Source organism: Mesorhizobium vachelliae (genome assembly GCF_033977325.1).
Lineage (GTDB): Bacteria > Pseudomonadota > Alphaproteobacteria > Rhizobiales > Rhizobiaceae > Mesorhizobium > Mesorhizobium vachelliae.
In genome coordinates this window covers 236,321-256,359 of sequence record NZ_JAVIIR010000007.1, presented here as the reverse complement: position 1 = coordinate 256,359, position 20,039 = coordinate 236,321, and the positions used below count along the sequence as shown (strand labels likewise).

At 64.0% G+C, this 20,039-nt stretch carries 19 protein-coding genes and 1 riboswitch; of the genes, 16 read left to right on the top strand and 3 right to left on the bottom strand.

The features are described from left to right. Positions 1-6: 6 nt before the first annotated feature. The 3 genes from cobW to RFM41_RS17105 form a co-directional block, all read right to left on the bottom strand. Positions 7-1,044 (bottom strand): cobalamin biosynthesis protein CobW, encoded by a 1,038-nt coding sequence (cobW, locus tag RFM41_RS17115; RefSeq protein ID WP_320248236.1) that lies wholly within the window; start codon positions 1,042-1,044, stop codon positions 7-9. A 2-nt stretch (positions 1,045-1,046) separates the two neighbouring features. Next, a complete protein-coding gene (locus tag RFM41_RS17110) occupies positions 1,047-1,472 on the bottom strand; it encodes a DUF1636 family protein (RefSeq protein WP_320248237.1) in 426 nt (141 codons plus the stop codon). Positions 1,473-1,512: 40 nt separating this feature from the next. Continuing rightward, a riboswitch (cobalamin riboswitch) is annotated at positions 1,513-1,716 on the bottom strand. Between the two features lie 29 nt (positions 1,717-1,745). Continuing rightward, positions 1,746-2,945, bottom strand: a complete 1,200-nt coding sequence (locus tag RFM41_RS17105; protein WP_320248239.1) for a winged helix-turn-helix domain-containing protein — start codon at positions 2,943-2,945, stop codon at positions 1,746-1,748. Between the two features lie 335 nt (positions 2,946-3,280). On the opposite strand from RFM41_RS17105, the gene RFM41_RS17100 reads away from it, so the two are divergent. From RFM41_RS17100 to RFM41_RS17025, 16 genes are all read left to right on the top strand, one after another. Next, positions 3,281-3,646 carry an NADH-quinone oxidoreductase subunit A gene (locus RFM41_RS17100; protein ID WP_040982049.1) on the top strand — a complete coding sequence of 122 codons (366 nt, stop codon included), beginning with the start codon at positions 3,281-3,283 and terminating at the stop codon, positions 3,644-3,646. Continuing rightward, entirely contained in the window at positions 3,637-4,218 is a 582-nt protein-coding gene (locus RFM41_RS17095; RefSeq protein WP_015317338.1) for a NuoB/complex I 20 kDa subunit family protein, read from the top strand. Before RFM41_RS17100 ends, RFM41_RS17095 begins: the two co-directional genes overlap by 10 nt. Before the next feature lie 4 nt (positions 4,219-4,222). Then, on the top strand, positions 4,223-4,828 hold the full coding sequence (locus tag RFM41_RS17090; RefSeq protein ID WP_320248241.1) for an NADH-quinone oxidoreductase subunit C: 606 nt from the start codon (positions 4,223-4,225) through the stop codon (positions 4,826-4,828). Between the two features lie 9 nt (positions 4,829-4,837). Beyond that, positions 4,838-6,028, top strand: coding sequence for an NADH-quinone oxidoreductase subunit D (locus RFM41_RS17085; RefSeq protein WP_320248243.1), 1,191 nt, complete (start codon positions 4,838-4,840; stop codon positions 6,026-6,028). Next, positions 6,029-7,360, top strand: coding sequence for an NADH-quinone oxidoreductase subunit E (locus RFM41_RS17080; RefSeq protein ID WP_320248245.1), 1,332 nt, complete (start codon positions 6,029-6,031; stop codon positions 7,358-7,360). A gap of 10 nt (positions 7,361-7,370) precedes the next feature. Then, positions 7,371-8,675 carry an NADH-quinone oxidoreductase subunit NuoF gene (gene nuoF, locus RFM41_RS17075; RefSeq protein ID WP_320248247.1) on the top strand — a complete coding sequence of 435 codons (1,305 nt, stop codon included), beginning with the start codon at positions 7,371-7,373 and terminating at the stop codon, positions 8,673-8,675. Positions 8,676-8,751: 76 nt separating this feature from the next. Continuing rightward, positions 8,752-9,435 (top strand): helix-hairpin-helix domain-containing protein, encoded by a 684-nt coding sequence (locus RFM41_RS17070; protein ID WP_320248249.1) that lies wholly within the window; start codon positions 8,752-8,754, stop codon positions 9,433-9,435. A gap of 74 nt (positions 9,436-9,509) precedes the next feature. Then, a complete protein-coding gene (nuoG, locus tag RFM41_RS17065; protein WP_320248251.1) occupies positions 9,510-11,591 on the top strand; it encodes an NADH-quinone oxidoreductase subunit NuoG in 2,082 nt (693 codons plus the stop codon). Between the two features lie 2 nt (positions 11,592-11,593). Next, positions 11,594-12,637: an NADH-quinone oxidoreductase subunit NuoH gene (nuoH, locus tag RFM41_RS17060; protein ID WP_217569188.1), complete on the top strand. Its 1,044-nt coding sequence runs from the start codon at positions 11,594-11,596 to the stop codon at positions 12,635-12,637. Continuing rightward, positions 12,637-13,128, top strand: coding sequence for an NADH-quinone oxidoreductase subunit NuoI (gene nuoI / locus RFM41_RS17055; RefSeq protein ID WP_040982026.1), 492 nt, complete (start codon positions 12,637-12,639; stop codon positions 13,126-13,128). Before nuoH ends, nuoI begins: the two co-directional genes overlap by 1 nt. Before the next feature lie 127 nt (positions 13,129-13,255). Beyond that, positions 13,256-13,876, top strand: a complete 621-nt coding sequence (locus RFM41_RS17050) for an NADH-quinone oxidoreductase subunit J (RefSeq protein WP_041007645.1) — start codon at positions 13,256-13,258, stop codon at positions 13,874-13,876. 1 nt (position 13,877) lies between these two features. Further along, the gene (nuoK, locus tag RFM41_RS17045) at positions 13,878-14,186 is read left to right on the top strand and encodes an NADH-quinone oxidoreductase subunit NuoK (protein WP_320248252.1); all 309 of its coding nucleotides are present in this window, start codon (positions 13,878-13,880) and stop codon (positions 14,184-14,186) included. 11 nt (positions 14,187-14,197) lie between these two features. Next, positions 14,198-16,171 carry an NADH-quinone oxidoreductase subunit L gene (gene nuoL, locus RFM41_RS17040; RefSeq protein ID WP_320248253.1) on the top strand — a complete coding sequence of 658 codons (1,974 nt, stop codon included), beginning with the start codon at positions 14,198-14,200 and terminating at the stop codon, positions 16,169-16,171. After that, the gene (locus RFM41_RS17035) at positions 16,171-17,676 is read left to right on the top strand and encodes an NADH-quinone oxidoreductase subunit M (protein WP_320248254.1); all 1,506 of its coding nucleotides are present in this window, start codon (positions 16,171-16,173) and stop codon (positions 17,674-17,676) included. The genes nuoL and RFM41_RS17035 overlap by 1 nt, the downstream gene beginning before the upstream one ends. Positions 17,677-17,690: 14 nt before the next feature. Next, positions 17,691-19,127 (top strand): NADH-quinone oxidoreductase subunit NuoN, encoded by a 1,437-nt coding sequence (gene nuoN, locus RFM41_RS17030; protein ID WP_320248255.1) that lies wholly within the window; start codon positions 17,691-17,693, stop codon positions 19,125-19,127. A 4-nt stretch (positions 19,128-19,131) separates the two neighbouring features. Continuing rightward, positions 19,132-19,953 carry a biotin--[acetyl-CoA-carboxylase] ligase gene (locus RFM41_RS17025; protein ID WP_320248256.1) on the top strand — a complete coding sequence of 274 codons (822 nt, stop codon included), beginning with the start codon at positions 19,132-19,134 and terminating at the stop codon, positions 19,951-19,953. The last annotated feature ends 86 nt before the right edge of the window (positions 19,954-20,039 follow it).

The window sequence follows — 20,039 nt, the reverse complement described above, 5'->3', positions numbered from 1 at the left end:
TTGGCCTCAGCCGGCGAGGATACGCTCGATCGCTGGGCGGTTCAGCCCCTTGAGGCCGATGACGACGAGCCGCGAGCAGCGGTCGTCCTCGGCCGTCCAGGCCCGATCATAGTAATGGTTGACGCGCGGGCCGACGGCCTGGAGCAGAAGCCGCATAGGCTTGCCGCCGACCTCGACGAAGCCTTTGACGCGCAAAACGTTTTCCTGCTCGGCGGCCAAGGCAACGCGCTTTGCCAGCTCGTCGGGATTGGCGATCGACGGGATGTCGATGACGAAGGAATCGAAATCGTCGTGCTCGTGGTCGAGCTCATCATCGTGATGGGTCTTGCGGTTCTCGATGTCGTCCTCGACGGCGAGGCCGAGGCCGAGCAGCACGGACGGATCGACCTTGCCCTGCGCGGTCGGCACCACTTTCACGGCGCGCGCGACATGCTCACCGATGACGGCGTTGGCGCGTTCCGAGCCCGCCGCATCCATCAGGTCGCTCTTCGACAGGATGATCAGGTCGGCGCAGGCGATCTGGTCCTCGAACACCTCTTCGACCGGATCGTCATGGTCGAGCGAATCGTCTGCCGCGCGCTGGGCCTGCAGGGCGTCCATGTCGGAGGCGACGCGGCCGTCGGCCAGGGCAGGCCCATCGACCACGGCGACGACGCCGTCGACGGTGACGCGGCTCTTCACCGTCGGCCACTGGAAGGCCTGGACCAGCGGCTTCGGCAGAGCGAGGCCCGAGGTCTCGATCAGGATATGATCGACCTTCGGTGTGCGGGACAGGATCTGGTCGAGGGCCGGCACGAAGTCGTCGGCCACGGTGCAGCAGATGCAGCCATTGGCGAGCTCGACGATGTTTTCTTCCGGACAGGTGTCGATGCCGCAGCCTTTGAGAATCTCGCCATCGATGCCGACATCGCCGAATTCGTTGACGATGATCGCCAGCCGCTTGCCCTTGGCATTTTCGAGCAGGTTGCGGATCAGCGTCGTCTTGCCGGCGCCGAGGAAGCCGGTGACGACGGTGCAGGGAACACGGGAAACGGATGCGTTCATGGTCAGTCCTTCAGCATGTCGAGGGGAGGGATGCGGGCAACCAGGCCGCGCTTGAGGGAATCGGGCCGACCGCGCCAGGGGATCAGGCCATCGGTCGAGGTGGCGAACAGCTTTGCGCCGGCGACAAGATCGGCGCCGCTGGTCGTGTCCAGATCGCCGAAGACGTAGCTCCAGCAGCCGTCGCGCAGGAGTGCGGCGCTCAGCCGGCGCTTGCAGTTGCCGAGGCATTCGACGGTGTGGATGCGGATGTTTTCGGCCGAAGCGGCACGGCGCGTATCTTGGGCCAGCAGCGCGCCGGCGCGCGGATGCGCGTCCGAGCCGGTCTCGTCGCGACAGGACGAGCAGACGATGACGGTCACACCGGCGAGCGCGTCGGGCTCGGACGAAATATCCGCACTGTTTGCCGGGAAACTGTCGTTGCGATCCAAAACCAGGCTCCTTGCCCGGAAAACCCGCCGGGCATTCGGATACTTAAAGTCTCAGACGGCAGGTCTCCTGGCTCGCGGGTCGTCGCCTTGAATGCCGCCTTCCCGGGAACATCCCAGTGGTTTTCGGCCGGGGCTCGTCGCTCACAGTTGCGGGGACAGCCGCGGATTTGGGTTTTTGACCCGCACCGCATTCCCTCTTGGCTCCTCCCTTTGCCGGGAGAAGACCGTCTGCGGCGGATTTAGGCTTATGGCTAGGCGCCTGTCAACGCGCGGCTACGACACCTTGATGTCGGCCAGCGCCGGACCCAAGTCGCCGGCCGGCGTCACTTCGATCGCCTCCAGGCCGAGCCAGGCCTGCATCTGCTTCAGCTCGTCGAAGAGCTGGGCGGCGGTTTCAGGCGGCGCCCCAGCCTCGGCATAGGCGGCGTGGACGCGCAGCACGCTGGCCGGGCGGTCGGCCCTGAGATCGACGCGGGCGACGATCCGGTCGCCGAGCAGGAAGGGCAGCACATAATAGCCGTATTGGCGCTTTTCGGCCGGCGTGTAGATTTCGATGCGATAGCGGAAATCGAACAGCTTTTCGGTGCGGGTGCGCTCGAAAACGACGGGATCGAAGGGGGCGAGCAGGGCGCGCGCCCTGATACGGCGCGGGAAACGGGCGTCCTTGTGGAGATAGGCAGTTTTGTCCCAGCCTTCGACCTTCACCGGCAGCAGTTCGCCGGCTTCGACCAGTTCCTCGATCCTGTCCTTCGTGTCGCCTGGCGCGAGACGAAAATAGTCGCGCAGGTCGCCATAGGTGGCGATGCCGTGGGCGCGGGCGGAAATGCGCAGCAATTCGCGATGCGCGTCCTCGATCGAGGGTACCGGCAGGTCAAGCACAGCCTGCGGCAAAACGCGCTCGGGCAGGTCGTAATAGCGCTCGAAGCCGCGCCGGTAGGCGGTGGTGATGCGTCCGGCCCAGAACAGCCATTCGAAGGCATGCTTGGCCTCGCTCCAGCCCCACCAGCCGCCATTGCCCTTGTGGCCTTCGATATCGGACGCGGCGATCGGCCCGCGATCGGCGACTTCTCTATAGATCTCGTCGATCATCGCCTTGCGTTCACGGCCCCATTTCGCAAGGCCGAGATACATCTCGTCGCCCTGCTCGGCGCGCTGCATGCGCCAGCGCAGCAGAGGGTAGGTCTCGACGGGCAGGAATGACGCCTCATGCGCCCAATATTCGAAGACCGCGCGCTTGCGGGTGACGGCGGCGTTGTCGAGCAGCGCAAGCGGGTAGGGGCCGAGGCGCGAATAGAGCGGCATATAATGCGCGCGCACCACCGCGCTGACGGAATCGATCTGTAACAGGCCGGTCCGGGAAAGCACACGGGCAAGGTGGCGGCGATCCGGAACCCCTCCGGGGCGAGGATCGTTAAACCCTTGCGCGCCCAGCGCAATGCGCCTGGCCATGGCGAGCGAGATTTTCTCCTTCATCAAGGTGTCCTTGCCCCGATCGTCCGTTGGATTTTTAGCCGGTGATTCCGGCCATGCTAGCAGGCAGATGGCGGGAGATATGTCAGGAGAGAAAAGTGGAGTAAAAAGTGAAAGAAATCAAACAGGAGCGGATCGGACCAGTTTCTTCCGATAAGGCGTCCAGGGCCGCGATTTGAACAAGGTTTGACTTGCGTCACCGAAACCGCTGCGCTAACCCTCGCCGCGTTGCAGCATAGGGCCCCTTAAAACGGTTCAGCGGTTAAACTGTCACGCTTCCGCATTAGAGTCCGTTGCTGTAATCAAAGTGAACTGCCCCGCCGAAGGAAAGCCGCCGCATGAGCGCACTCCTGAGTTCTTACCTGCCTATCGTCCTTTTCATCGCCGTGGCGATGATCGTTGGTCTGGCGCTTATCGTCGCTCCTTTCCTGGTGGCCTACCGCAATCCCGACCCGGAAAAGCTTTCCGCCTATGAATGCGGGTTCAACTCGTTCGACGACGCCCGCATGAAGTTCGACATCCGTTTCTACCTGGTGTCGATCCTGTTCATCATCTTCGATCTCGAGGTCGCCTTCCTGTTCCCGTGGGCGGTGTCCTTCTCGAAGCTCGGCATGCTCGGCTTCTGGTCAATGATGGTGTTTCTGGCGGTGCTGACCATCGGCTTTGCCTATGAATGGAAAAAAGGAGCGCTGGAATGGGATTGAACGACAGTTCAGGCACCCTCGTCGCGCCGAAGCCCAAGGGCATCATCGACCCCAACACCGGCAGGCCGGTGGGGGAGGACGATCCCTTCTTCCTCGAGATCAATAATGAGCTGGCCGACAAGGGTTTCCTTGTCACCTCGACCGAAGCGCTGATCACCTGGGCGCGCAGCGGCTCGCTGATGTTCATGACCTTCGGCCTCGCCTGCTGCGCGGTCGAGATGATCCACACCTCGATGCCGCGCTATGACTCGGAGCGTTTCGGCGTCGCGCCGCGCGCGTCCCCGCGCCAGTCCGACATCATGATCGTCGCCGGCACGCTGACCAACAAGATGGCGCCGGCACTGCGCAAGGTCTACGACCAGATGCCGGAGCCGCGCTACGTCATCTCGATGGGCTCCTGCGCCAATGGCGGCGGCTACTACCACTATTCCTATTCGGTGGTGCGCGGCTGCGACCGCGTCGTGCCCGTCGACATCTATGTGCCCGGCTGCCCGCCGAGCGCGGAAGCGCTGCTCTACGGCATTCTCCTTCTGCAGAAGAAGATCCGCCGCACCGGCACGATCGAACGGTGAGCCGATGACCCTGGCGTTGAACGAACTCTCCACCTATCTCGGCGAGAAGCTCTCCGGCCGCATCGGCGAAGCCGTGCTTGCCTATGGCGAGCTGACGGTGTCCGTCGAGCCGGGCAATCTGATCGAAGTGGCGACCTTCCTGCGCGACGATCCGCGCTGCCAGTTCATCTCGATCATCGACATTTCCGGCGCCGACTATCCCTCGCGCGCCAGGCGCTTCGATGTCGTCTACCACCTTCTCTCGCCGAAGCAGAATGTGCGCATCCGCCTCAAGGTCCAGGCCGACGAGGAGACCCTGGTGCCGTCGCTGACCGCCGTCTATCCCGGCGCCGACTGGTATGAGCGCGAGACCTACGACCTCTACGGCGTGCTGTTCAGCGGCCACCCGGATCTGCGCCGCATCCTCACGGATTACGGTTTCGAGGGGCACCCGCTGCGCAAGGATTTCCCGCTGACCGGCTTCGTCGAAGTCCGCTACGACGACGAGGCCAAGCGCGTGATCTACGAGCCGGTGGAATTGAAGCAGGAATTCAGAAACTTCGACTTCTTGAGCCCGTGGGAAGGGACGGATTACGTCCTTCCGGGGGACGAGAAGGCGAAGGCAAATTGAGGCGCCACAATGGCTGAAACCTCCGTCCGCAACTTCAACATCAACTTCGGTCCGCAGCACCCTGCGGCGCATGGCGTTTTGCGCCTGGTGCTGGAGCTGGACGGCGAGGTGGTCGATCGCGTCGATCCGCATATCGGGCTGCTTCACCGCGGCACCGAGAAACTGATCGAGGCCAAGACCTATCTGCAGGCCGTGCCCTATCTCGACCGGCTCGACTATTGCGCGCCGATGAACCAGGAGCATGCCTTCGCGCTCGCGGCCGAGCGCCTGCTCGGCATCGAGGTGCCGAAGCGCGGGCAACTGATCCGCGTGCTCTATTCCGAGATGGGCCGCATCATGTCGCACATCCTCAATGTGACGACGCAGGCGATGGACGTTGGTGCGCTGACCCCGCCGCTGTGGGGCTTCGTCGAGCGCGAAAAGCTGATGGTGTTCTATGAGCGGGCTAGCGGTTCGCGCATGCACGCGGCCTATTTCCGGCCGGGCGGCGTGCACCAGGACCTGCCGCAGAAGCTGGTCGAGGACATCGGCACGTGGATCGACCCGTTCCTGAAGTCGATCGACGATCTCGACGCGTTGCTCACGCCCAACCGCATCTTCAAGCAGCGCAATGTCGATATCGGCACGGTGTCGCTGGCCGATGCCTGGGCCTGGGGCTTTTCGGGCGTGATGGTGCGCGGCTCGGGCGCTGCTTGGGACCTGCGCAAGGCGCAGCCCTACGAATGCTATTCCGAGATGGATTTCGACATCCCGATCGGCAAGAACGGCGACTGCTACGACCGTTACCTGGTGCGCATGGAAGAGATGCGCCAGTCGGCCAAGATCATGCGCCAGTGCGTCGATCTGCTGCTGGGCAAGGAAAGCGCCGGCCCGGTGTCGAACCTCGACGGCAAGGTGGTGCCGCCGAAGCGCGCGGCGATGAAGCGTTCGATGGAAGCGCTGATCCATCACTTCAAGCTCTATACCGAGGGCTATCGCGTGCCGGCCGGCGAGGTCTATGCGGCCGTCGAGGCGCCGAAGGGCGAATTCGGCGTCTATCTCGTCTCCGACGGCACCAACAAGCCCTATCGCTGCAAGCTGCGCGCGCCAGGCTTCGCGCATCTGCAGGCCATGGATTTCCTGTGCCGCGGCCACATGCTGGCCGACGTCACCGCCGTGCTTGGCTCCCTCGACATCGTGTTTGGTGAGGTCGATCGCTAAATGTCAGTCCGCCGTCTCGCAGATGCCAGCGTCCAGCCAGCCTCGTTCGCCTTCAACAAGGAGAACGCGGCAGCCGCTCAGCAGTGGATCGCCAAATACCCGAAGGGGCGCGAGCAGTCGGCCATCATCCCGCTGCTGATGATCGCGCAGGAGCAGGAAGGCTGGGTCACCAAGGCGGCGATCGAGACGATCTCGGACATGCTCGGCATGCCGCGCATCCGCGGCCTCGAGGTCGCGACCTTCTACACGCAGTACCAGCTCAATCCGGTCGGCACCCGCGCGCATATCCAGGTCTGCGGCACCACGCCCTGCATGCTGCGCGGCTCGGAAGCGCTGATGGATGTGTGCCGGTCAAAAATCCATCACGACCAGTTCCACACCAACGACAAGGGCACGCTGTCGTGGGAGGAGGTCGAATGCCTCGGCGCCTGCGTCAACGCGCCGATGGTCATGATCTTCAAGGACACTTTCGAGGACCTGACGCCCGAGCGGCTGGCCGAGATCATCGATCTCTACGACGCCGGCAAGGGCGCCGAGGTGAAGCCCGGTCCGCAGAACGCGCGCCACGGCTCCGAGCCGGCCGATGGCTTGAAGACGCTGACAAATGAAAAGGCGATCCTGAAGTCGACGCGCGACAAGGAAGCCAAGGCGGCCGCGAAGGCTGCCAAGGATGCCGCCGCGGCTGCGCCGGCTGCCGCTCCTGCCGCTGTCGCCTCGCAGGCGGCGCCGGCCCCAGCGGCTCCAGCACCCGCTGCGCCGCCAGCCTCCGGCCCGGTTGCGCCGTCCAAATCCAGCAAGCCGAAGACCGATGCGCCGGAGACCAGCCCGGCCCTGACGACGCCGTCGCCGGTGAAGGTCGCCCCGGCCACCGAGAAGGCGGCGAGCGTCAGGGCGCCGCGCCATTCGGCGGCCAACGCCAATCAGGCTTCTCCGGAAGTCGAGGCCGTTTCCAAGCCGCGCAGCGGGCCGAAGATGAAGTCCGAACCGGCCAGCGCTTTCAAGGCGCCGGAAACCAAGCAGCCTGTCGCCAAGACGGCGAAACCTTCGCTCGACGATAAGAGCCGGCCCGCCGGCATCGAGCGGCCGGCTACCGTTGACGATCTCAAGCTGATCTCCGGCGTCGGTCCGAAGATCGAAGCGACCCTGCAGTCGCTGGGCATCTACACCTTCGCGCAGGTCGCCTCCTGGAAGAAGGCCGAGCGCGAATGGGTCGACGGCTATCTCAGCTTCCACGGCCGCATCGATCGCGACGACTGGGTGAGGCAGGCCAAGGCGCTCGCCAAGGGCGGCGTCGCCGAATACATCCGCGTCTTCGGCAAGAAGCCGGTCTGAGGGACGAAAAATGCTTCAGGACAAAGACCGCATCTTCACCAACATCTACGGCCTCTTCGACAAGTCGCTGGCCGGCGCGCAGTCGCGCGGCATCTGGGACGATACGCCCGGCCTGATCGCCAAGGGGCGCGACTGGATCGTCAACGAGATGAAGGCCAGCGGCCTGCGCGGCCGCGGCGGCGCCGGCTTCCCGACCGGATTGAAATGGTCGTTCATGCCCAAGCAGAGCGACGGCCGGCCGAGCTACCTCGTCATCAATGCGGACGAATCCGAGCCCGGCACCTGCAAGGATCGCGATATCCTGCGCAACGATCCGCACACGCTGGTCGAGGGCGCGCTGGTCGCCGGCTTCGCCATGGGCGCGGTCGCGGCTTACATCTATGTGCGCGGTGAGTTCATCCGCGAGCGCGAGGCGCTGCAGCGCGCCATCGACGAGGCCTACGCGGCCAAGCTGATTGGCAAGGGTAACACCTCCGGCTACGACTTCGACGTCTACATGCATCACGGCGCCGGCGCTTATATCTGCGGCGAGGAGACCGCGCTGCTCGAAAGCCTCGAAGGCAAGAAGGGCCAGCCGCGGCTGAAGCCGCCATTCCCGGCCAATGTCGGCCTCTATGGCTGCCCGACCACGGTCAACAACGTCGAATCGATCGCCGTGGCGCCGACCATCCTGCGCCGGGGAGCTGCCTGGTTCTCGTCCTTCGGCCGCCCGAACAATGCCGGCACCAAGCTGTTCTGCGTGTCCGGCCACGTCAACAATCCGTGCACCTTCGAAGAAGCGATGTCGATCCCGTTCCGGGAACTTATCGAGACGCATTGCGGCGGCATCCGCGGCGGCTGGGACAATCTGCTCGCGGTCATCCCGGGCGGCGCTTCGGTGCCGCTGGTGCCGGCCGAGCAGATCATGGACGCGCCGATGGATTTCGACGCGCTGCGCGACCTGAAATCCGGCCTCGGCACGGCGGCTGTCATCGTCATGGACAAGTCGACGGATATCGTGAAGGCGATCGCCAGGCTCTCCTACTTCTACAAGCATGAGAGCTGCGGCCAGTGCACGCCTTGCCGCGAAGGCACCGGCTGGATGTGGCGGGTGATGGAGCGGCTGGTGCGCGGCGAAGCGCAGAAGCGCGAGATCGACATGCTGCTCGACGTCACCAAGCAGGTCGAGGGCCACACGATCTGCGCGCTGGGCGACGCGGCGGCCTGGCCGATCCAGGGCCTGATGCGGCATTTCCGCGGCGAGGTGGAACGCCGCATCGACGAGTTTTCGCGCAACGCGCACCGGGTCGAGCCGGTGATGGTGGCGGCGGAATAAGGACTTCGAAATACGGGCTCGGCCCGAAGACTGAAAGCAGGGGCGGGGCATACGAAGAAACGACCAGGAGATCTCTATGGCGCCGTATTCGATACCCTTTCCGTTCATGCCTGATTTGGACCAACTCGAGAAGATGAACCAGGATCTGACCAAGATGATGCCGAAGGAGATGGCCAGCGCCGTCAACCTTCTGGCGCATCCGGTTGCGGGCGCCGCCGCGATGTCGGCGCTCAGCATCGGTCTTGCCAACCACGCCGTCGGCATGTGGATGGGCGCGTTCACCGGCGCGCTGGAAGCCTCGCAGCGCATGTTCCAGCCTTTCCTCGACGACCTCGAGGCGCAGAACGAAGCGGCCGCCAATGCGTCAAAGGCGCGCAAGGCGACCGAGACGCTGATCGCCAGGGCGCAGACCTTCGCCAGGGACGTGACCGACATCGCGGCGAACGCGACCGAGAAGGCGCTCGACGCGACCGGGGCAGACATCGTCGCCCAACCGGCCGCGACCGGGCTGATGCCCGAGGATTTCAGGCAGCCGAAGGCAATCGACAAGCCGGCGAAGGCGTCGGACCTGAAGGCGATTTCGGGTATCGGACCGAAGCTGGAGAAGGTGCTCAACGGTCTCGGCATCTGGACCTATGGCCAGATCGCCGCCTGGACGTCGGAAGAGATCGCCTGGGTGGAGGATTACCTGTCGCTCGCCGGCCGCATCGGCCGCGACGACTGGACCGCACAGGCGGCGGCGCTCGCCGCGAAGAAGTGAATTAAAATGCCGGGCGCGGCTCGAGCCGCGCCCGGAAAGATAGATTGCGGGACATCCGCAGAGGTTTGAGGCGAATGGCAAAGCTAAAGGTCGACGGGAAAGAGATCACGGTACCCGACCATTACACGCTGCTGCAGGCGGCCGAGGACGCCGGCGCGGAAGTGCCGCGCTTCTGCTTCCATGAGCGGCTGTCCATCGCCGGCAATTGCCGCATGTGCCTGATCGAGGTGAAGGGCGGCCCGCCCAAGCCGCAAGCGTCCTGCGCCATGGGCGTGCGTGACTTGCGCCCCGGCCCGAACGGCGAGCCGCCGGAAATCTTCACCAACACGCCGATGGTCAAGAAGGCCCGCGAAGGCGTGATGGAATTCCTGCTGATCAACCATCCGCTCGACTGCCCGATCTGCGACCAGGGCGGCGAATGCGACCTGCAGGACCAGGCGATGGCCTTCGGCGTCGATTCCTCGCGCTATCACGAGAACAAACGCGCGGTCGAAGACAAGTATATCGGCCCGCTGGTCAAGACGGTGATGAACCGCTGCATCCACTGCACGCGCTGCGTCCGCTTCACCACAGAGGTCGCCGGCATTTCCGAGCTCGGCCTGATCGGCCGTGGCGAGGATGCCGAGATCACCACCTATCTCGAGCAGGCGATGACGTCGGAGCTGCAGGGCAATGTCATCGACCTTTGCCCGGTCGGCGCGCTGACCTCCAAGCCCTTCGCCTTCCAGGCGCGGCCGTGGGAATTGACCAAGACGGAATCGATCGACGTGATGGATGCTGTCGGCTCGGCGATCCGCGTCGATAGCAGAGGCCGCGAAGTGATGCGCATCCTGCCGCGCGTCAACGAACAGGTGAACGAGGAGTGGATCTCCGACAAGACCCGCTTCATCTGGGACGGCCTGCGCACGCAGCGCCTCGATCGCCCCTATGTGCGCAAGAACGGCAAGCTTGCGCCGGCAAGCTGGGCTGAAGCCTTCGCCGCGATCAAGGAACAGGTATCGAAGACGGCCCCTGAGCGGATCGGCGCCATCGCCGGCGATCTCGCCGCGGTCGAAGAGATCTACGCGCTCAAGCTTCTGATGAATGCGCTCGGCTCGAAGAACATCGACTGCCGCCAGGACGGCGCTGCGCTCGATCCGTCGCTCGGCCGCGCCAGCTACATCTTCAATCCGACCATCGAAGGCATCGAGCAGGCCGATGCGGTGCTGATCATCGGCGCCAATCCGCGCTTCGAGGCCTCGGTGCTCAACGCCCGCATCCGCAAGCGCTGGCGCCTCGGCAATCTGCCGGTCGGCGTGATCGGCGAGATCGGCGATACGCGCTATGACTACGACCTCCTCGGCGCCGGCCCAGAATCGCTCAAGGATCTCGCCGACGGCAACGGCAAGTTCTTCGAGGTGCTGAGCAAGGCCACGCATCCGCTGATCATCGTCGGCCAGGGCGCGCTGGCGCGCGCCGATGGCGCGGCGGTGCTCGGCCAGGCGGCGAAGCTCGCGGCCGCCGTCAACGCGGTCACGGCCGAGTGGAACGGCTTTGCGGTGCTGCACAACGCCGCGGCGAGAGTCGGCGGCCTCGATCTCGGTTTCGTGCCGGGCGAGGGCGGCAAGGACGTCACCGGCATGCTGGGCGACACCGATGTGCTCTTCCTGCTCGGCGCCGACGAAATCGACATGGCCAAGACCGGCGGCGCGTTCGTCGTCTATATCGGCACGCATGGCGATGCCGGCGCGCACCGCGCCAATGTCATCCTGCCGGCCGCAGCGTACACCGAGAAATCGGGCACCTATGTCAACACGGAAGGTCGTGTGCAACAGACCAACCGCGCCGGTTTCGCTCCGGGCGAAGCGCGCGAGGATTGGGCGATCCTGCGGGCGCTGTCGGATGTGCTCGGCAAGAAGCTGCCCTTCGATTCGCTGGCGCAGCTGCGCGCCAAGCTCTATGGCGAATTCCCGCATCTCGCCCGCATCGACCAGGTGCAGGCGGGCAGCGGCGACGACATCATCAAGGTGGCGAAGCTCGGCGGCCGTCTGAACAAGGGCACCTTCACCTCGCCGGTGAAGGACTTCTATCTCACCAACCCGATCGCGCGGGCGTCGGCCGTGATGGCCGAATGCTCGGCGCTGGCCAAGAGCGGCTTCAAGCAGGCGGCGGAATAAGCATGGAAACCTTCTTCTCCTTCTACGTGCTGCCGGCGCTGCTGATCCTGTTGAAGTCGGTCGTGCTGATCGTCGTGCTTCTGATCGGCGTCGCCTACCTGCTCTATGCCGACCGCAAGATCTGGGCGGCGGTGCAGCTGCGTCGCGGCCCGAACGTGGTCGGTCCGTGGGGAACGCTGCAGGCCTTTGCCGACCTCCTGAAATTCGTCTTCAAGGAGCCGGTGATCCCGTCGGGCGCCAACAAGGGCGTGTTCCTTCTGGCGCCGCTGGTGTCAGCGGTGCTGGCGATCTCGGCCTGGGCGGTCATTCCGGTCAATGAGGGCTGGGCGATCGCCAACATCAATGTCGGCATCCTCTATGTCTTCGCCATCTCCTCGCTCGAGGTCTATGGCGTGATCATGGGCGGCTGGGCGTCCAACTCGAAATATCCGTTCCTCGGCGCGCTGCGCTCGGCCGCGCAGATGGTGTCCTACGAAGTCTCGATCGGCTTCGTCATCGTCACCGTCCTGCTCACCGTCGGCTCGCTCAACCTCTCCGACATCGTCATGTCGCAGCAGGACGGCCTCGGCACCAGGCTCGGCCTGCCCAACACCTTCCTCGACTGGCACTGGCTGTCGCTGCTGCCGATGTTCGTGGTGTTCTTCATCTCCGCGCTTGCCGAGACGAACCGCCCGCCTTTCGACCTGGTCGAGGCGGAATCGGAACTCGTCGCCGGCCACATGGTTGAGTATTCGTCGACGCCGTTCCTGCTCTTCTTCCTCGGCGAGTATGTCGCCGTCGTCCTGATGTGCGCGCTGGCGACCATCCTGTTCCTCGGCGGCTGGCTGCCGCCGTTCAACTTCGCGCCCTTCACCTGGGTACCAGGGGTGATCTGGTTCGTGCTGAAGATCTGCCTGATGTTCTTCATGTTCTCGATGGTGAAGGCTTTTGTGCCGCGCTACCGCTACGACCAGCTGATGCGGCTGGGCTGGAAGGTCTTCCTGCCGATCTCGCTGTTCATGGTCGTCGCCACCGCGGCCTTCCTCAAGATAACGGGGTTTGCGTGATGTCCGCTCTGGCCCAGGCCGCAAAGTCGCTGCTGCTGAAGGATTTCGTCAGCGCCTTTTTCCTTTCGATGCGCCAGTTCTTCGCGCCGAAGGAAACGATCAACTATCCGCACGAGAAGGGGCCGACCAGCCCGCGCTTCCGCGGCGAGCATGCCCTGCGCCGTTATCCGAACGGCGAGGAGCGCTGCATCGCCTGCAAGCTGTGCGAAGCGATCTGCCCGGCGCAGGCCATCACCATCGAGGCCGGCCCACGCCGCAATGACGGCACGCGCCGCACCGTGCGCTACGACATCGACATGGTGAAGTGCATCTATTGCGGCTTCTGCCAGGAAGCCTGCCCGGTCGACGCCATCGTCGAGGGGCCGAATTTCGAGTTCGCGACCGAGACGCGCGAGGAGCTTTACTACAACAAGGAAAAGCTGCTCGCGAATGGCGATCGCTGGGAGCGTGAGCTGGCGCGCAACATCGCGCTGGATGCGCCCTATCGCTGACATTTGACGCATGGACGGGGCGAGGGGCCTCGTCTAAGGAACACGCGGCTTCGGTACCGCAGGCGGAACCAAGCCAGAGACAACGGAGAGGGCGGATGTCCGATCCGACAGGAACCCGGGGGAACCCATGCTGAGTGGACTAGAGGCGGCCTTTTTCTACCTCTTCGCCTTTATCGCCGTGGCGTCGGCCTTCATGGTCATTTCGTCGCGCAACCCCGTGCATTCCGTGCTGTTCCTGATCCTCACCTTCTTCAACGCAGCCGGCCTGTTCATGCTGACCGGCGCCGAGTTCCTGGCGATGATCCTGCTCGTCGTCTATGTCGGCGCGGTGATGGTGCTGTTCCTGTTCGTCGTCATGATGCTCGACGTCGACTTCGCCGAGATGAAGCAGGGCGCGCTGCAATATGCGCCGATCGGCGCGCTGGTCGGGCTGATCCTGGCGGCGGAACTGATCATCGTGCTCGGCGGCTACACTTTCGCGCCGCAGCTGGCCTCGACGGTCGCCAAGGCAACTCCGGATCTCGCCACGCGCTCGAACACGGCGGCGCTCGGCGACATCCTCTATACGGACTACCTCTATTATTTCCAGATTTCCGGCCTGGTGCTGCTGGTGGCCATGATCGGCGCCATCGTGCTGACGCTGCGCCACAAGGAAGGCGTCAAGCGGCAGTCGATCGCCGCGCAGGTGGGCCGCACGCCGGCGACGGGCATGGAAATCCGCAAGGTCAAATCGGGCGAGGGCATCTGAGATGGTCGTCGGCATTGCACATTATCTGACCGTATCGGCGATCCTGTTCACGCTCGGCGTGTTCGGCATCTTCCTGAACCGCCGCAACATCATCGTCATCCTGATGTCGATCGAGCTCATCCTGCTTGCGGTCAACATCAATTTCGTCGCCTTCTCGGCGGCGCTGCATGACCTCGTCGGACAGGTCTTCGCCCTGTTCGTGCTGACGGTCGCGGCCGCGGAAGCGGCGATCGGTCTTGCCATTCTTGTCGTCTTCTTCCGCAACCGCGGCTCGATCGCGGTCGAAGACGTGAGCACGATGAAGGGTTGACGGGAACCATCATGTATCAGGCTATCGCCTTCCTTCCGCTGCTTGGCTTCCTGATTGTCGGCCTGTTCGGCAATTCGCTCGGCGCCAAGGCTTCCGAATACATCACCTCCGGCTTCCTGGTGATCGCGGCGGTGCTGTCGTGGATCGCCTTCTTCACCGTCGGTTTCGGCCATGGCGAAGTGTTCACCGTGCCGGTGCTGCGCTGGATCCAGTCGGGCGGCATCGATGCCTCCTGGGCGCTCAGGATAGACACGCTGACAGTGGTGATGCTGGTCGTCGTCAACACGGTGTCGGCGCTGGTTCACATCTATTCGATCGGCTACATGCACCACGATCCGAACCGGCCGCGCTTCTTCGCCTATCTGTCGCTGTTCACCTTCGCGATGCTGATGCTGGTGACGGCGGACAACCTCATCCAGATGTTCTTCGGCTGGGAAGGCGTGGGGCTGGCCTCCTATCTCTTGATCGGCTTCTGGTACAAGAAGCCGTCGGCCAATGCCGCCGCCATCAAGGCTTTCGTCGTCAACCGCGTCGGCGACTTCGGCTTCGCGCTCGGCATCTTCGGCGTGTTCGTGCTGTTCGGCTCGGTCAATCTGAGCACCGTCTTTGCCAATGCCGCCTCGTTCCTGCCCGCGGAAGGCGCGCCGGCGGGGGGCGCCGTGCTCACCTTCCTCGGCCATGCGCTCGACAAGCAGACGGCGTTGACGGTGGTCTGCCTGCTGCTCTTCATGGGCGCCATGGGCAAGTCGGCGCAGGTGCCGCTGCACACCTGGCTGCCGGACGCCATGGAAGGTCCGACCCCAGTCTCCGCGCTCATCCATGCGGCGACCATGGTGACCGCCGGCGTCTTCATGCTGGCAAGGCTCTCGCCGCTGTTCGAGCTGTCGCATACGGCGCTGACCGTCGTCACCTTCATCGGCGCCTTCACCGCCTTCTTCGCGGCGACCGTCGGCCTCGTCCAGAACGACATCAAGCGCGTCATCGCCTATTCGACCTGCTCGCAGCTCGGCTACATGTTCGTGGCGCTCGGCGTCGGCGCCTACGGCGCGGCGATCTTCCATCTGTTCACGCACGCCTTCTTCAAGGCGCTGCTGTTCCTCGGCTCCGGCTCGGTCATCCATGCCGTGTCCGACGAGCAGGACATGCGCAAGATGGGCGGCCTTCGCCAGCTCATTCCGGCGACCTACTGGATGATGATCATCGGCACGCTGGCGCTGACCGGTGTCGGCATTCCCGCAACGGTGATCGGCACCGCCGGCTTCTTCTCCAAGGACGCCATCATCTCGACGTCGTTTGCCAGCCACAATGCGGTCGCGGGCTTCGCCTTTATCCTGCTCGTGGTCGCCGCCTGCTTCACCAGCTTCTATTCCTGGCGGCTGATCTTCATGACATTCCACGGCGAGCCGCGTGCCAGCCACGAGGTCATGCATCATGTCCATGAATCGCCGCCGGTGATGCTGGTGCCGCTCTATATACTGGCGGCCGGCGCGCTGTTTGCCGGCGTCATCTTCCACGGCGCCTTCATCGGCGAGGGCTATGCCGAATTCTGGAAGGCGTCGCTGTTCACGCTGCCGGAGAACCACATCCTGCACGAGATCCACGAGCTGCCGCTCTGGGTGGAACTGGCGCCGTTCGTCGCCATGGTGATCGGCCTCTTGGTCGCTTGGCAGTTCTACATCCGCAAGCCGGAGATGCCGAAGGAACTGGCGGCGCAGCATCGCGGCCTCTATGCCTTCCTGCTCAACAAGTGGTATTTCGACGAGCTCTACGACTTCCTGTTCGTGCAGCCGGCCAAGCGCCTCGGCAGGTTCCTGTGGAAGACCGGTGACGGCGCCATCATCGACGGCCTCGGCCCCGATGGTGTCTCGGCGCGCGTCATTGACGTCACCAACCGCGTCGTCAAGCTGCAGACCGGTTATCTCTACCACTATGCCTTCGCCATGCTGATCGGTGTGGCCGCTCTCGTCACCTGGATGATGCTCTGATGACCGACTGGCCAATCCTCTCGCTGGTCACCTTCCTGCCGCTGGTTGGTGTTCTCCTTATTCTGCCGATCAGCGACGACAGCGAAAATGCGCGCCGCAACATCCGCGCCATCGCCTTCATCACGACGGCGTTCACCTTCGTCATCTCGCTGTTCATCTGGACGGGCTTCGACAATTCGCAGGCCGGCTTCCAGTTTGTCGAGAAGCACGCCTGGCTGGATTCGGGCATTTCCTATCACATGGGCGTCGACGGCATCTCGATGCTGTTCGTCATCCTGACGACCTTCCTGATGCCGCTTTCCATCCTCGCCTCGTGGGAAGCGATCGAGAAGCGGGTCAAGGCCTATATGATCGCCTTCCTGATCCTTGAGACGCTGATGATCGGCGTGTTCTGCGCGCTCGACATCGTCTTGTTCTACGTCTTCTTCGAGGCCGGCCTGATCCCGATGTTCATCATCATCGGCGTCTGGGGCGGCAAGCGGCGCGTCTATGCTTCGTTCAAGTTCTTCCTCTATACGCTCGCCGGCTCGGTGCTGATGCTGCTCGCCATCATGGCGATGTTCTTCCAGTCGGGCACCACGGACATCCCGACGCTGCTGACGCATCACTTCCCGGCCAACATGCAGACCTGGCTGTGGCTTGCCTTCTTCGCCTCCTTTGCGGTGAAGATGCCGATGTGGCCTGTGCACACCTGGCTGCCCGACGCGCATGTCGAGGCGCCGACGGCGGGCTCGGTCATCCTGGCCGCCATCCTGCTGAAGATGGGCGGGTACGGCTTCCTGCGCTTCTCGCTGCCGATGTTCCCGGAAGCCTCGGCGATGTTCGCGCCGCTGGTGTTCACGCTCTCCGTCGTCGCCATCATCTACACCTCGCTGGTGGCGCTGATGCAGGAGGACATGAAGAAGCTGATCGCCTATTCGTCGGTCGCCCATATGGGCTTCGTCACCATGGGCATCTTCGCGATGAACCAGGAAGGCGTGCAGGGGGCGATCTACCAGATGCTCAGCCACGGTCTCGTCTCGGGCGCGCTGTTCCTGTGCGTCGGCGTCATCTACGACCGCATGCATACGCGCGAGATCGACGCCTATGGCGGCCTCGTCAACAACATGCCGAAATACGCCACCGTGTTCATGATCTTCACCATGGCCAATGTCGGCCTTCCGGGCACCAGTGGCTTCATCGGCGAATTCCTGACCATGCTCGGCGTCTTCCGGGTCAACACCTGGGTGGCTTTCTTCGCCGCCACCGGCGTCATCCTGTCGGCGGCTTACGCGCTGTGGCTCTATCGCCGCGTGATCTTCGGCGCGCTGACCAAGGACAGCCTGAAGAACCTGCTCGATCTGTCGCCGCGCGAGAAGGCGATCATGTATCCGCTGGTGGTGCTGGTCATCTTCTTCGGCGTCTATCCGGCGCCGGTGTTCGACGCGACGGCCCAATCGGTCAAGACGCTCGTCACCAACGTCACCGCATCCATCAATTCCGCGCAGACCGCGGCGGCGAACTGACTGGGGAATAGACCATGACGCCGGACCTTCTCTCCAGCCTTTCGCTCTCTACGCCGGAACTGATCCTGGCCGTCGGCGCGCTGGTGCTCCTGATGATCGGAGCCTATTCGCGCTCCAACAGCACCATGACCGTGACCGGACTGGCCGTCCTGGTGCTGGTGGTGGCCGGCCTGTGGCTCGCCTTCTCCGGCGGAAAGGGCGCTGCCTTTGGCGGCGCCTTCGTGCAGGATTCCTTCAGCGCCTTCATGAAGATGCTGGCGCTGATCGGCTCGGCGGTGACGCTGGTCATGTCGATGCGCTTTGCCAGGCAGGAGCATTTCGACAAGTTCGAATTCCCGGTGCTGGTGCTGCTCTGCACGCTCGGCATGATGCTGATGATCTCGGCCAACGGCATGATCGGGCTCTATCTCGGCCTCGAGCTGCAGTCGCTGGCGATCTATGTGCTGGCGGCGATCAACCGCGACAATCTGCGCTCGACCGAGGCCGGCCTGAAATACTTCGTCCTCGGCGCGCTGTCGTCGGGCATGCTGCTCTACGGCATCAGCCTCGTCTACGGCTACACCGGCAACACAGGCTTCCAGGAGATCGCGACGGCGCTGGGCGGCGGCGAGCGCCAGCTCGGCCTCGTCTTCGGCCTGGTGTTCGTGCTCGCAGGCCTCGCCTTCAAGATCTCGGCGGTGCCGTTCCATATGTGGACGCCGGACGTCTATGAAGGCGCGCCGACGCCGATCACCGCCTTCCTGGCCGCCGCGCCGAAGATGGCGGCGATGGCGCTGATCGTGCGCGTCACCATGGGCGCCTTCAAGCCGATCGCCGCCGACTGGCAGCAGATCGTCGTCTTCATCTCGATCGCCTCGATGGCGCTTGGCGCCTTCGCGGCCATCGGCCAGACCAACATCAAGCGCCTGATGGCCTATTCCTCGATCGGCCACATGGGCTACGCGCTGGTCGGCCTTGCCGCCAACAGCCAGGCCGGCGTGCGCGGCGTTGCCATCTACATGCTGATCTATCTGGTGATGACGCTTGGCACCTTCGCCTTCATCCTCGCCATGCGGCGCAAGGAAGGCAATGTCGAGCAGATCAGCGATCTGGCCGGTCTCGCCTCGACCAACCCGATCATGGCCACCATCCTCACCATCCTCATGTTTTCGCTGGCCGGCATTCCGCCGCTCGCCGGTTTCTGGGGGAAGTGGTACGTGTTCCTCGCCGCCATCAACGCGCATCTCTACGCGCTGGCGATCATCGGCGTGCTCGCCTCGGTGGTGGGTGCCTACTATTACCTGCGCATCATCAAGATCATGTGGTTCGACGAGCCGGTCGGCGGCTTCGTGCCGATGGCGAGCGAGCTGCGCCTCGTGCTCGGCGTCAGCGGCGCCTTCGTGCTGTTCTATGTGCTGATCGGCGGGCCGATCGGCAATTATGCCGAAGCCGCCGCCAAGACCTTCTTCTGACGGGATGGCATTTCGGCTGGCTCCAACCGCGGCGTCGGAGGGGTTCCGGCTCGAGGCGCATGACAGCGTAGGCTCGACCAACGCGCTGGCGCTGGACCATGCGCGCGCCGGCGATGCGGGAAAACTCTGGGTCGTTTCGAAGAAGCAGGAAAGCGGCCGCGGCCGGCGTGGCCGCGCCTGGGCGACGCCCGAGGGCAATCTTGCCGCGACGCTGCTCCTGGTTCCGGGCGGCGAGCTGCGGCTTGCGGCGACGCTCGGCTTCGTCGCGGGCCTGGCGCTGGCCGACGCGCTCGACGCCGTCGTGCCGAAAGGCCGGATCGCCGTTGCCGTCGATGGCGCAAGCCAGGGCCGCAACCGCTTTGAGCTGAAATGGCCTAACGACGTGCTGGCTTCGGGCGCCAAGCTTGCCGGTATCCTGTTGGAATCGACGATGCTGGAAGGTGGCCGCTTCGCGGTTGCGATCGGCATCGGTGTCAACGTCGTGGCCTATCCGGAAGATCTGCCTTATCCGGCGACGTCGCTGCAGGCGCTGGGCGCCACTTGCGATGCCGAGACGTTGTTCCTGGCGCTTTCGGACGCCTGGAGCGAAAATGCCAGGATGTGGGACGATGGGCGCGGGCTCAATGCCATCAGAAAGCGGTGGCTGGACCGCGCGGCAGGGCTCGGCGGCGAGGTTGCTGTCAGAATTGACGGCAATGTGGTGCGCGGCGTCTTCGAGACCATTGACGAGGACTGCCGTTTCGTGATCCGCGACGATGAGGGATCAGTTTTGACGATCGCGGCCGGCGACGTGCATTTCGGCGCTGTCGCTTCGGCCCGGGTATAGTTTTGTTTTGCGCCATTCCGGACGGAAAACCGTGACGCTTTTCCCGGAATTGCTCCAACGACTTGGCCTGACGGTCAGGAAGGAAA

Bases quoted from the DNA above. Each gene is read 5' to 3' on its own strand.
- cobW (WP_320248236.1), bottom strand. From the start codon at position 1,044: ATGAACGCATCCGTTTCCCGTGTTCCCTGCACCGTCGTCACCGGCTTC.
- RFM41_RS17105 (WP_320248239.1), bottom strand. From the start codon at position 2,945: ATGAAGGAGAAAATCTCGCTCGCCATGGCCAGGCGCATTGCGCTGGGC.
- RFM41_RS17100 (WP_040982049.1), top strand. From the start codon at position 3,281: ATGAGCGCACTCCTGAGTTCTTACCTGCCTATCGTCCTTTTCATCGCC.
- RFM41_RS17095 (WP_015317338.1), top strand. From the start codon at position 3,637: ATGGGATTGAACGACAGTTCAGGCACCCTCGTCGCGCCGAAGCCCAAG.
- RFM41_RS17090 (WP_320248241.1), top strand. From the start codon at position 4,223: ATGACCCTGGCGTTGAACGAACTCTCCACCTATCTCGGCGAGAAGCTC.
- RFM41_RS17085 (WP_320248243.1), top strand. From the start codon at position 4,838: ATGGCTGAAACCTCCGTCCGCAACTTCAACATCAACTTCGGTCCGCAG.
- RFM41_RS17080 (WP_320248245.1), top strand. From the start codon at position 6,029: ATGTCAGTCCGCCGTCTCGCAGATGCCAGCGTCCAGCCAGCCTCGTTC.
- nuoF (WP_320248247.1), top strand. From the start codon at position 7,371: ATGCTTCAGGACAAAGACCGCATCTTCACCAACATCTACGGCCTCTTC.
- RFM41_RS17070 (WP_320248249.1), top strand. From the start codon at position 8,752: ATGGCGCCGTATTCGATACCCTTTCCGTTCATGCCTGATTTGGACCAA.
- nuoG (WP_320248251.1), top strand. From the start codon at position 9,510: ATGGCAAAGCTAAAGGTCGACGGGAAAGAGATCACGGTACCCGACCAT.
- nuoH (WP_217569188.1), top strand. From the start codon at position 11,594: ATGGAAACCTTCTTCTCCTTCTACGTGCTGCCGGCGCTGCTGATCCTG.
- nuoI (WP_040982026.1), top strand. From the start codon at position 12,637: ATGTCCGCTCTGGCCCAGGCCGCAAAGTCGCTGCTGCTGAAGGATTTC.
- RFM41_RS17050 (WP_041007645.1), top strand. From the start codon at position 13,256: ATGCTGAGTGGACTAGAGGCGGCCTTTTTCTACCTCTTCGCCTTTATC.
- nuoK (WP_320248252.1), top strand. From the start codon at position 13,878: ATGGTCGTCGGCATTGCACATTATCTGACCGTATCGGCGATCCTGTTC.
- nuoL (WP_320248253.1), top strand. From the start codon at position 14,198: ATGTATCAGGCTATCGCCTTCCTTCCGCTGCTTGGCTTCCTGATTGTC.
- RFM41_RS17035 (WP_320248254.1), top strand. From the start codon at position 16,171: ATGACCGACTGGCCAATCCTCTCGCTGGTCACCTTCCTGCCGCTGGTT.
- nuoN (WP_320248255.1), top strand. From the start codon at position 17,691: ATGACGCCGGACCTTCTCTCCAGCCTTTCGCTCTCTACGCCGGAACTG.
- RFM41_RS17025 (WP_320248256.1), top strand. From the start codon at position 19,132: ATGGCATTTCGGCTGGCTCCAACCGCGGCGTCGGAGGGGTTCCGGCTC.